General features: G+C 62.1%; 6 protein-coding genes and 1 pseudogene. 5 read left to right on the top strand and 2 right to left on the bottom strand.

The window, feature by feature from the left end:
* A pseudogene (locus tag EOA36_RS19175) lies at positions 1-211 on the top strand (hypothetical protein); the annotation flags it as partial.
* Between the two features lie 51 nt (positions 212-262).
* Here EOA36_RS19175 and EOA36_RS19170 read toward each other — a convergent pair.
* A complete protein-coding gene (locus tag EOA36_RS19170; RefSeq protein ID WP_127278964.1) occupies positions 263-1,720 on the bottom strand; it encodes an NCS1 family nucleobase:cation symporter-1 in 1,458 nt (485 codons plus the stop codon).
* Positions 1,721-1,971: 251 nt separating this feature from the next.
* Positions 1,972-2,874, bottom strand: a complete 903-nt coding sequence (locus EOA36_RS19165) for a LysR substrate-binding domain-containing protein (RefSeq protein WP_127278963.1) — start codon at positions 2,872-2,874, stop codon at positions 1,972-1,974.
* Positions 2,875-3,134: 260 nt separating this feature from the next.
* On the opposite strand from EOA36_RS19165, the gene EOA36_RS19160 reads away from it, so the two are divergent.
* From EOA36_RS19160 to EOA36_RS19145, 4 genes are read left to right on the top strand one after another with little or no spacing between them, the layout of a single operon-like run.
* Positions 3,135-4,649, top strand: coding sequence for a leucyl aminopeptidase (locus tag EOA36_RS19160; protein WP_127278962.1), 1,515 nt, complete (start codon positions 3,135-3,137; stop codon positions 4,647-4,649).
* 38 nt (positions 4,650-4,687) lie between these two features.
* Positions 4,688-5,593: a proline iminopeptidase-family hydrolase gene (locus EOA36_RS19155; protein WP_127278961.1), complete on the top strand. Its 906-nt coding sequence runs from the start codon at positions 4,688-4,690 to the stop codon at positions 5,591-5,593.
* 18 nt (positions 5,594-5,611) lie between these two features.
* The gene (locus EOA36_RS19150; protein ID WP_127278960.1) at positions 5,612-7,273 is read left to right on the top strand and encodes an ABC transporter substrate-binding protein; all 1,662 of its coding nucleotides are present in this window, start codon (positions 5,612-5,614) and stop codon (positions 7,271-7,273) included.
* 39 nt (positions 7,274-7,312) lie between these two features.
* Positions 7,313-8,329, top strand: coding sequence for an ABC transporter permease (locus EOA36_RS19145; protein WP_127278959.1), 1,017 nt, complete (start codon positions 7,313-7,315; stop codon positions 8,327-8,329).
* Positions 8,330-8,427: the final 98 nt, after the last annotated feature.

The following is an 8,427-nucleotide window of genomic DNA, read 5'->3' as shown; positions in this document are numbered from 1 at the left end:
ACCCGTGACCGAAGATGCCATATCGGGTCTTCAGACCCGTGCCGCCGGGGACGAAAAGGTGCTTCTGGTCGGTGGCGACATATGGCTTGTGTTTTCGCGCGAGAAGCCAAGCTCGCGCCTGCTTGCGGCCGCCAATCACAGGCGCCTCGGCATTGGCACCTCGCGCAACTGGAATACTGTGCGCAAGCTGGCCGAGATGGTTAGGCAGTAGGCAGTAGGCAGTAGTTCCCTAGGCCCTACCGCCCACTGCCTAAGGCCTGCTTCAAGCCTTCGCTGTCTTGGCGCCTGCGCCCACGGCCGCGGTGCGCAGCACGTAGTAGATGACGCCGGCGATCGCCACGCCGAAGAACCAGCCATAGACGCCCCACCAGGACGGCAGCCAGTTGGTGAAGTTCGGCAGGATCGAGGAGAAGACGGCGCCGATCCCGGCGGCGATGAAGGCATTGACGTGCCAGCCGCCCTGGAAGCGGAATTCGCCGTCCTCGCGGTAGAGTGCCTCGACGTCGACCTCGCCCTTCCGGATCAGGTAGTAATCGACCATCATGACGCCGAAGATCGGTCCCATCGTCGCGCCGATGATGTTGACGAAGGAGGCGGCGCTGCCTTCCCACGGCGCGAAGGGATAGAGTACGAGCGCAATCAGCGCGGCGATGTAGCCACCCTTCTTGAAGTCGATCTGACGCGGGAAGACGTTGGAGAAGTCGAACGCGGGTGAGACGAAGTTGGCCACCACGTTGATACCCAAGGTCGCCACCGCGAAGGTCAAGGCCGCAAGGGCAGCCAGGAACCAGCTGTCGAACTTGGCCGAGATCTGGTCGGGATGCAGCAGCACTTCATGATAGACGTCGTAGGCGGCGATGGTGGTGACGCCGGCGACCAGCGAGAACAGGATGAGGTTGACCGGCAGGCCCCAGATATTGCCCTTGCGCAGCGCTGCCTGATCGGGGGCATAGCGGGCGAAATCGCAGAAATTGAGATAGAGCGCCGAAAAATACGTCACCCAGATCGCGGCCACCGCGAACAGCGACGTCCACGAGCCCGGCGTTCCAGGCACGCCGGCATCCCTGGTCTTCTCCAGAAGCACGTCCATCGGTATGTCGCTGGTGAAGGCGAAGGTTCCGGATTTGACGCAGAGATAAATGGCCAGGAGCAGCATCATCACCCAGACTGCGGGTCCTGCCCAATCCTGGAAGCGGCGCACCGTTTCCATGCCTTTCTGGATAATCAGCAGTTGCAGGGCCCATATGATCACGAAGCAGATCACCTCCAGGCCGGAATGGCCGAGGAAATGGGTGTTGGCGTTGAAATCGGCGAACCATTGCGAGCGGATGAGCAATGCGACGATGGCGCCGGAGGCGGCGGCGGTCTGCGCGCCGTACCAGAAGCAGGCGACGATGGCGCGCACCAGTGCCGGAATGTTGGCGCCCCAGATGCCGAAGGAGGCTCGGGCCAGCACGGGGTAGGGCACACCGGTCTTCACACCGGCATAGCCGACCATGTTCATCAATGCGTAGATGATCAGCGAGCCGATGCCGATGGCGATGATGAAATTGACGAAGCCGCCGCAGAACAGAAACAGGCTGGCGGCGAGATAGTAGCCCCACAGGCTATGGACGTCCGATGTCCAGACATTGAAGATCGAGAACGGTCCCCAGTTTCGAACCTTGGCGGGAGCGAGGTCTTCATTATACAGGTCAGGCGATGCGCCTTGTATCGTCATTGCAATATCCCCTTCTTGCAGCACGCGCCCTCACGCGTTGACCGCAGAGGTTACGCCTGACGCAGGGGAACCGACAAGCAACCGATTTGCCGGCTTTGGCCTTAAAGATATTCAATGCGAACCGCGATTATCGACAGACGGTAATGGTGAGCCGCTTTGGAAAAGCGCCCGTCTGTCGATTCGAATTTTCGATCCACCGCGTCAGGCTGGATGAATCCGCCCTGCCAACTTCTGCCGGCAAGAGCGGCAGCCTAGGCGACGGCCATCACCCGCTTGTGGTCCTCGACTTCGGAAAGCAGCCAGTCCTGAAACATGCCGGTACCCGGCTTGTTGCCGATACTGCGGCGCTGATGCAGGTAGATGCCGGCCGGATAGGTATGGCGGGCGCTGAATGGGGCGACCAGCTTGCCTTGCTGAAGCAAATCCTGCGCCATCATCGTGTCGGCAAGCGCTATTCCAGCGCCATTGATGGCCTCGCGCATGATCAGCGTGCAGTCATCCAGCGTCGTGCTGGATTTCGGCGTGGTGTCCAAAACGCCTTCCTGCTCCAGCCAGCGCTTCCATCGCATGGTCTCGCATTCGTGGATCAGGTGGTGATTGACCAGATCGGCGGGCGACAGTAGCGGCATCGGCCCTTCAAGCAACGAGGGTGCACAGACCGGCGTCAGAACCAGCGGGATCAGCAGCGTCAGCGCCGGGCCGGCCTTGTAGACGAACTCGTCGACAATGGCCAAATCGAAATTGGCCCGCTTGCCCGATGTCGAGATCTCCAGATCCACGGTCGGATGCTGCCGGCGAAAATTCGGCAACCGGTCGGCCAGCCAAAGGTTCAGGACAGCCGGCACGCACAGGACCCGGACACGCTGGGTCCTGCCGTGACTCGGGCCGTCAACGAGACTGACATCGTCGGTGGCGCGCCAGATGGCCTCGAACGCCTCGGAGAGGCTGCGCGCATAGTATGAACCCCGGATGGTCGGCGTTATCTGGCGAAAGCCGCGCTCGAACAGGTCCTGACCGAGATTGCGTTCGAGTGCTCGGATGTGGCGGCTGATCGCCGAGGGCGTCAAATGCAGCTCCTCCGCCGCATCCTTGATGCTGCCGAGACGTGCTGCGGCCTCGAAAGCGCGCATGCCGTTGAGTGAGGGTAGGGCCATTGGCCGATCATGAATTGTCAGTTGAGTTTTTGTCAATCGACATGGACAAAATTGGCGTTTGATCGCTCGGCCCGTTCAGGGATACCCAAGAGCAAGAGCAACTAAGTCGTCTTACGAAAACGGCTATTCGGGAACTTCGGCACCATTCCACCAACGGCGGCGACCGGTTTGACCGGCTTCCACCGGTGGCGGGCGAAGCATTGCACGAGCTGCAAGCGACGCCTCGGCCAAAGCCCCCGCAATGAGGAGAACGCCCGCCTATGCCTCAATCGCCAGTGCCGGTCTTTGAAACGGCGGACGAGATTTCCGCGGAAACCTCCGTCGTCGTGATCTTGCAGACTGCCCAGACGGGTTTTGGCCCTCGGGCAGCGGCACTGGACACGGAAATGAGCGGGATACTCTCCCGAGCCTGTTCCGATGCAGCCGTACTGGCTGAATCCGGCACTTGCATCGATGTCATCGCCCCTAAAGCGGTATCGGCCCGGCGCGTGATTGTCCTTGCCCTGGGCAAGGCCGAGGCCGTCACCGCGCTCTCCTTGACGCGTGCTGGCGGCCTCTTGGCCGCGCATCTGGAAGGTAAAGGGGAATGCGCGGCTACCCTGGTCCTGGATCCCATTGCAGGCATAGGTCTGACGGGAGCGGAAATCCTGGCAAGGGTCGCGCTTGGCATGCGGCTGCGGCGCTATCGTTTCGACATGCGCAACCGGCGCGCGGGAGCGGGGGCCGATCGGACCCTGCGGGTACAACTGGTCGGGGCCGGCGGTCCGGCGCTGAATTCGGCGCTGGCGCGGATCAATGCGATCGCGGATGGCGTCGAATATGCGCGTACTCTGGTCAACCTGCCGCCGAACCATCTCCATCCCGACAATTTCCACGATCATCTGGAGCCGTTGCGCGAAGCTGGCATCGACGTCGAGATACTCGATACGGCAAGGCTCGGGGAACTCGGCATGAACGCGATCCTGGCTGTGGGATCAGGCTCGGTGCGCCCCCCGCGCGTCGCGGTCCTGCGCTATCGCGGCAAGGGTGCCCCCGCTCAGCCGCTGGCCTTCGTCGGCAAGGGTGTCTGTTTTGACTCCGGCGGCCTCTGCATCAAGCGCGGCGAGCAGATGTTCGATATGAAGGCCGACATGGGCGGCGCGGCCGCCGTGGTCGGCCTGCTGATCGCGCTCGCCCGGCAAGGCAGTCCGGTGCACGTGGTCGGCGTGCTCGGCATCGCCGAGAATATGCCGTCGGGCACCGCGCTGAAGCCGCGCGACATCATCACGACAGCGTCCGGTCAGACCGTGGAAGTGTTCGACACGGATGCGGAAGGACGCCTGATCCTGGCCGACTGCCTCTACTATGCCGCCTCGCGCTTCAACCCGTCGGTGATCGTCGACCTCGCCACTTTGACCTATTCGGTGATGCGCGGTCTCGGATCGGTATTCGCCGGCCTCTTCAGCACCGACGACGCCATCGCCTCGCGGATGATCGCGGCCGGAGAAGCGGTCGGCGAGCGGTTTTGGCAGCTGCCACTCGACCGGGCTTACGACGAGGGGCTGCAATCGCCGTTTGCGGACCTGCGGCATCACGCCAAGGACATGGAAGACGGTGACGCTCCCTACGCCGCGGCGTTCCTGCGTCACTTCACCGAGGATCGGCCCTGGGTGCATCTCGACATTGCCGGCAAGGAACTGGCCGATGCGGATCGCCCCCTTGGCAGGCAAGGCGCCACGGCATTCGGCGTGCAGATGCTGGAAGAATGGGTTCAGGCCAGCCGGGTCACGAACTAGGACAAAGCAACATGTCTTCAATCACGCATGGAGCGGGGATGTCATCGGAAATCGCCACCAGGGAAGGGCGGGCCGGCTTTGGCGACTGCGAAACCTGGTATCGGGTCAGCGGCGAACTCGACGCCGACAAGGCTCCGGTCGTCATTCTGCATGGCGGGCCAGGTGCCGCCCACAACTACGTCGATGCGTACAAGCTTCTTGCCCGAACGGGCCGTGCCGTCATCCACTACGACCAATTGGGCTGTGGCAATTCCACCTTGCTGCCTGACAGAGGCGCCGATTTCTGGACGCCCAGGCTGTTCATCGATGAACTTGAAAACCTCGTCGACCAACTCGGCATCCGCGGCGGCTTCCACGTGCTCGGACAGAGCTGGGGCGGCATGTTGGGCGCTGAATATGGGGTGACGCGGCCAAAGGGTCTGAAGTCGCTGACCATCGCCAACTCACCGGCTTCCATGAAGCTGTGGGTGAAAGAGGCCAACCGGTTGCGCGCCGCCCTGCCGAGCGATGTGCAGGAGACACTGGCAAGGCACGAACAGGCCGGCACGACGGACGATCCGGCCTATCAAGAGGCGACGATGGTGTTCTACGAGCGGCATGTCTGCCGGGTCGTTCCGTTCCCGCCCGAGGTGACGGAAACCTTCGCCCAAGTCGCACGCAATCCGACCGTCTATCATCTCATGAATGGTCCGAACGAATTCCACGTCATCGGAACGCTGAAGAGCTGGAACATCATCGACCGATTGCCCGCTATCGATGTTCCCACGCTGATCATCTCCGGCCGTTACGACGAAGCCACGCCCGCAACCGTCCAGCCCTTCAAGGACGGCATCAAAGGATCGCGCTGGCAGGTATTCGAGCATTCCAGCCATATGCCGCATGTCGAAGAGCAGGATCTATGCATGCGGGTGGTGGGAGACTTCCTGGACGACAACGACAACTGAGAAAAGGGGAACTACGACATGAAGAAACTGCTTCTCGCGGCATCGGCCGCGGCATTGCTGGCCGGCATGTGGCTGGCTCCGGCGCAGGCCGAGTACCTCAAGGAACATCGCGGCGGCACCATTCGCCTGCTGGCGCGCTCGGCGGCCGGAACGCTCGATCCGCACATCAATTACACCGACCAGGGCTGGCAAATGTATCAGCCGATCTATGACGGGCTGGTCGCCTTCCGCAAGGCCGAGGGCATGGACGGCTTCACCATCGTCCCCGATCTCGCCGAGGCGCTGCCGCAGGTCAGCAATGACGGCAAGACGTTTACCTTCAAACTGCGCAAGGGCATCAAGTTCTCCGACGGCAAGGATCTCGGTGTGAAGGACGTCGTTGCTTCCTTCCAGCGCATCTTCAAGGTCTCCGGACCGACGTCCGGAACCTTCTATGCTGGCATCGTCGGTGCCGACAAATGCCTTGCCGACACCAAGAGCTGCACGCTGGAAGGCGGCGTTGTCGGCGACGAGGCGGCCGGCACGATCACCGTCAACCTGACCAAGCCGGACGCCGAGATTCTCTACAAGCTTGCCTTGCCGCACGCCGTCGTCCTGCCGGCGGAGACGCCCGCGGAAGACATGGGTTCCAAGCCTATCCCCAGCACCGGCGCCTATATGATCTCCGCCTTCGATCCCAACAAAGGGATGACGGTGACCCGCAACCCCAACTTCAAACAGTGGAGCGAGGAAGCCCAGCCCGACGGCTACCCCGACGTCGTCCAATATGATTTCGGCCTCTCCGAGGAAGCCGCCGTCACCGCGATCCAGAATGGGGAAGCCGACTGGATGTTCGACGCGCTGCCGAGCGACCGCCTTGGCGAACTCGGCACCAAGGCCATGGACCAGTTGCACATCTCGCCGCTTTCGGCGTGGTGGTATGCGCCGCTCAACAATCGTCTGGCGCCGTTCGACAACGAAAAGGCGCGTCAGGCCGTTGCCTATGCGATCGACCGCAACACGCTGGTCAAGCTGTTCGGCGGCAAGGTGCTCGCCTCGCCGGTATGCCAGGTTCTGCCTCCGGATTTCCCTGGCCACGAGGACTACTGCCCCTTCACCAAGAACCCCGGCGCCAAATGGTCGGCGCCTGACCTCGACAAGGCAAAGCAACTCGTCGAGGAATCGGGCACCAAGGGCCAGAAGGTGACCATCATCGTCGAGGACACGGCCATTTCCCGGTCCATCGGCGTCTATCTGCAGAGCGTGCTGACCACCATCGGCTACGTCGCCGACGTAAAGCCGATCTCGTCCAACATCCAGTTCACCTACATCCAGAACACCAACAACAAAGTGCAGATGTCCGTCACCCAGTGGTACAAGGACTATCCTGCGGCCTCGGACTTCCTGAACATCCTGTTCACCTGTGCCTCGTTCCGCTTGGGTTCGGACGCTTCAATCAACATCGCCGGCTTCTGCGACAAGGATATCGACGCCAAGATGCAGAAGGCATTGGACCTCGGCGTGACCGACCAGAAAGCCGCCGACAAATTGTGGGCTGAAATCGACAAGCAAGTCACGGACAAGGCGCCGGCCGTCGGCCTCTTCACGCCCAAGCGGCTCGACTTCGTCAGCAAACGCGTTGGCAATTTCAAGTTCAACCGGCAGTTCAACTGGATGATCACCCAATCCTGGGTACAGTAATGGCCTGGGTAAAGTAACGAACCGCGGAGGGGCACGTCCGTGTCGAACGAAGCTGTCGCCATGCCGCGCAAGACGCGAGGGCCTTGGGCCGTCGCGTTTGCGAAGCTGGCAACGGACAGGGCCGCCATGGCGTCCCTGGCCGTGTTCCTCCTCATCGTTTTCGCCTGCCTCAGCGCGCCTCTCTACGCGCAATGGGCAGGAACGGACCCATTCGCCTCGACGCTCGACGCCGTCATCCAGATCGACGGCGCCGACGTTCCTGTGATGGAACAATCGACAGAGGGGCTCGGGCTCGGCTACACGCCGCTTGGGCCGACCTGGCGGCTCGGCAATTATTTCCTTGGAGCCGACAGCCAGGGACGCGATGTCATGGCCCGGATGCTCTATGGCGGGCAGAGTTCGCTGCTGATCTCCGGTGCGGCCACCATCTTCACCCTGATCCTCGGCACGGCGGCGGGATTGATCGCGGGGTATTTCGGCGGCGTCACCGACACGGTGCTGTCGCGCTTGCTGGATGTGCTTTGGGCGTTTCCGATCTATCTCCTGGCGATTTCGCTTTCCATCGTCACCATCGCGCAAGGCATCTCGATCGGGCCGATCGAGATCGAGTCCGGCAGTCTGTGGCTGCCGGTCATCATCATCGGTATCGTCTACATACCCTATGTGGCGCGCCCGATACGCGGGCAAGTCCTGTCGCTGCGCCACAGCGAGTTCGTGCTCGCCGCGATCAATCTGGGGGTGCCGGGGCCGCGGATTTTGTGGCGCGATATCCTGCCCAACATCACCACCACGCTGATCGTCTTCGTGCCGCTGATGATGGCACTGAACATGCTGACGGAATCGGCGCTTTCCTTCCTTTCGATCGGCGTGCAACCACCAGCCGCGAGCTGGGGCACCATCATCCAGGACGGCCAGGCGCTGCTTTACACCAGGCCATTGGTGGCGCTGGTACCGGGCCTGGCGATCGCGGTTTCCGTCATGGCGCTCAACGTCTTCGGAGACGGCCTGCGCGATGCGCTCGACCCGCGCTCCAAGGTTCGGCTGGGGCGCGACTGATGATCTATGCCATCCTGCGCCGTTTCGGTCAGATGCTGTTCGTGATGTTCGGCATCTCGGTCATCGTCTTTTTGATCTTCTTCGCGACACCTGGGGCC

Origin of the sequence: Mesorhizobium sp. M8A.F.Ca.ET.021.01.1.1, from assembly GCF_003998025.1 — a bacterium.
In the GTDB taxonomy this organism is placed as follows: Bacteria; Pseudomonadota; Alphaproteobacteria; order Rhizobiales; family Rhizobiaceae; genus Mesorhizobium.
The sequence above is the reverse complement of the archived record's forward strand: the minus strand, read 5'-3'. Positions and strand labels throughout refer to the sequence as shown.

What these genes read in the sequence shown, in the direction of transcription:
- EOA36_RS19155 (WP_127278961.1), top strand. Translation starts at nt 4,688, where the DNA reads ATGTCATCGGAAATCGCCACCAGGGAAGGGCGGGCCGGCTTTGGCGAC.
- EOA36_RS19150 (WP_127278960.1), top strand. Translation starts at nt 5,612, where the DNA reads ATGAAGAAACTGCTTCTCGCGGCATCGGCCGCGGCATTGCTGGCCGGC.
- EOA36_RS19160 (WP_127278962.1), top strand. Translation starts at nt 3,135, where the DNA reads ATGCCTCAATCGCCAGTGCCGGTCTTTGAAACGGCGGACGAGATTTCC.
- EOA36_RS19170 (WP_127278964.1), bottom strand. Translation starts at nt 1,720, where the DNA reads ATGACGATACAAGGCGCATCGCCTGACCTGTATAATGAAGACCTCGCT.
- EOA36_RS19165 (WP_127278963.1), bottom strand. Translation starts at nt 2,874, where the DNA reads ATGGCCCTACCCTCACTCAACGGCATGCGCGCTTTCGAGGCCGCAGCA.